3 protein-coding genes and 2 pseudogenes are annotated in these 1,906 nt (G+C 45.4%); all 5 read right to left on the bottom strand.

All coding sequences use genetic code 11. The features are described from left to right. Window positions 1-156, bottom strand: a pseudogene (locus tag D9K81_RS18725) (ATP-binding protein); the annotation flags it as partial. Window positions 157-167: 11 nt separating this feature from the next. Beyond that, on the bottom strand, window positions 168-746 hold the full coding sequence (locus D9K81_RS18085) for a hypothetical protein (RefSeq protein ID WP_121524018.1): 579 nt from the start codon (window positions 744-746) through the stop codon (window positions 168-170). Beyond that, a complete protein-coding gene (locus tag D9K81_RS18080) occupies window positions 746-1,174 on the bottom strand; it encodes a hypothetical protein (RefSeq protein ID WP_120376195.1) in 429 nt (142 codons plus the stop codon). The genes D9K81_RS18085 and D9K81_RS18080 overlap by 1 nt, the downstream gene beginning before the upstream one ends. 63 nt (window positions 1,175-1,237) lie before the next feature. Then, window positions 1,238-1,372 (bottom strand): hypothetical protein, encoded by a 135-nt coding sequence (locus D9K81_RS18805; RefSeq protein ID WP_268916025.1) that lies wholly within the window; start codon window positions 1,370-1,372, stop codon window positions 1,238-1,240. 111 nt (window positions 1,373-1,483) lie between these two features. Next, window positions 1,484-1,864 (bottom strand): annotated as a pseudogene (locus D9K81_RS18075) (hypothetical protein); the annotation flags it as partial. Between the last annotated feature and the right edge of the window lie 42 nt (window positions 1,865-1,906).

The raw sequence follows: 1,906 nt of genomic DNA, 5'->3' as shown, positions 1-1,906 counted from the left end.
ACCAGTACGGTGTGCGCCACGGTCAAAATCGAAAGAAATTGCTTTATCAGCCGTAAAGCCGAGGGATGTTTTACCTACACCTGGATCTGCATAAATATAAGTAATGATAGCGCTGACGTTTAAGGCTTGATCAGCAGGAATTATTTGCAAAGACATGATGATTCTCCTTAGTTAAACGTACGGCCAAAGGCATCGGTATTGTTCTTTTTAAGCTTGTACTGCTCACATTCATGGCGTGAGTTCCAGCGGTTTAGGTTGTGGCGCTGTGCTACGCGATCAGATCGACGTCGTGCATTCAGACATGCCTTAAATACGCGCTGAAATTCTGGATGACTGACTTCGTTTTCAGTGACAGCACGTAAGGTACCGTTGTCATTTATCAGTAAATTGCTAAAAGAAAACATTGGTGCATAAGTGCTGGCATAACTGTCTAAGCCACTGGTTGGATCCGTCGTTACACGTGCTGTGTACTGAACGCCATTTACTTCAATCACATACCCACGACGGCTTTTGAAAGCAAAGTGCGCTTTAAATTTTAGAGTTTGGCCAAGGACTTCATCTACATTGCGACGGATCCAAGGCTTCGCAGTTAGGATGCTTTGAGCTACCTGTGTCAGTTGGCCATTTTCAGACGTATAAATGACATTGTTTTTTACGCTGTACACTGTATTGGCCATGCGAATGCGGTGGAAGCCAGCATCATCAAGACCTAAATCTTCACGGAAAGGTTTGGTATAAGCATTCATTAGACAGCCTCCAACATTTTGTTTTGAAGCATGTGCGCAACCAACATGGCATTGATGGTCAAGTGGTCATTGAAGTCGGTAAAGTCTGTGATTGGGTAACCAGATGTATCCATGACTTTGTCTACAGATAGATTTGTAATATCGGCATTGGTAAATTCACTACCTGGTACGCCGTATGAGTCGTTGATGCGTTCGAAGTCAAAGCTAACGTCTAGGGTGAAGCCGTCTAAACGGATGACTGCAGTACCAGAGTTAGCAGAGGTAAAGTGCATGGCTGCAATTGCAGTTTGTGCAGGAGTAATTTGTTTTACTGGATGAGTACTAAGGTCGAAGTTTGGTTGATATGCGTATGCTAAAGCACCAATTGTTACGCTGGCAGTAAGCGCCGTAACAGCAAAGGTATTGAAAGGGGTTAAGGTTTTGTTCATAATATATTCCTCAGTTGTAGCTCTGTCCTCGACCAAAATTTCAGAGCTAGCTTCTTTTAAGATTTAAACTTGTTGACCCAAACGAAGCTTTGTTAATTCAATAACAAGCTGGTATTCCTGATTAAATTTACCGTCATGACGCTTATTCACGGCGTCTGTAAATTCTTCTAGCGTTCCGCTAAAGCACCCACGATTCACTAAAATCCCACCGTCTTTATTTTTAAATGCGGTGTATGTGCCGTTCTCACTTCCGATAATTGAAATCCAAAATAGATCTGTGCGTTGTTTGATTTTAGCGTTGCCATAAACCCGAGCATCGCCATAAACCCGAGCGTCGCCACAAACCAGAGCGTTGCCATAAACCCAAGCGTTGCCATAAACCTGAGCGTCGCCACAAACCCAAGCGTTGCCACAAACCAGAGCGTTGCCATAAACCCAAGCGTTGCCATAAACCAGAGCGTTGCCATAAACCCGAGCATCGCCATAAACCTGAGCGTTGCCATAAACCTGAGCGTCGCCATAAACCCGAGCGTTGCCATAAACCTGAGCGTCGCCACAAACCCGAGCGTTGCCATAAACCCAAGCGTTGCCATAAACCTGAGCGTCGCCACAAACCCAAGCGTTGCCACAAACCAGAGCGTTGCCATAAACCTGAGCGTCGCCACAAACCCAAGCGTTGCCACAAACCAGAGCGTCGCCACAAACCCGAGCGTTGCCATAAACCAGAGCGTT

The organism is Acinetobacter chengduensis (assembly GCF_003664645.1).
Lineage (GTDB): Bacteria > Pseudomonadota > Gammaproteobacteria > Pseudomonadales > Moraxellaceae > Acinetobacter > Acinetobacter chengduensis.
Note: the sequence above shows the minus strand (reverse complement) of the source record. Positions and strands in the feature narration are given on the sequence as shown.